Origin of the sequence: Streptomyces sp. SID3212 (genome assembly GCF_009865405.1) — a bacterium.
In the GTDB taxonomy this organism is placed as follows: Bacteria; Actinomycetota; Actinomycetes; order Streptomycetales; family Streptomycetaceae; genus Streptomyces.
The window spans coordinates 1-312 of the sequence record NZ_WWJY01000300.1 but is presented as its reverse complement, the minus strand read 5'-3'; the positions used below and the strand labels follow the sequence as shown (position 1 = coordinate 312).

Annotated in this window: 1 pseudogene; it reads left to right on the top strand. The window is 78.2% G+C overall.

Going from position 1 to position 312, the window contains the following annotated elements:
- Positions 1 to 312, top strand: a pseudogene (locus GT042_RS09000) (hypothetical protein); the annotation flags it as partial.

Sequence of the window (312 nt, the reverse complement as noted above, 5' to 3'; positions counted from 1 at the left end):
GCCCGCGCGCTGGAGCGCCGGGCCAAGGAGAGCGCGCGCTCCGGCGCGGACGTCGTGTACAGCAGCAACAGGGGCCAGTACGAGACCGGTACGGGCCGGCCGGTCCCCCTGGGCGCCCGGGGCTCCGCCGCGCCTTCCCCACCGCGTGCGGACCGCCCTGACCGTACGGACCGCACGGACCGCGCTGTCCGCCTCGACCGTACGGACCCGCTCGACCGCCTCGACCGGTCCGGCCGCGCCGGCCGTCAGGACCGCCGGGCCGGGGCCGACGGACCGACGCTGATCAGCGAGGCCGCGCAGTGGTACCAGCAG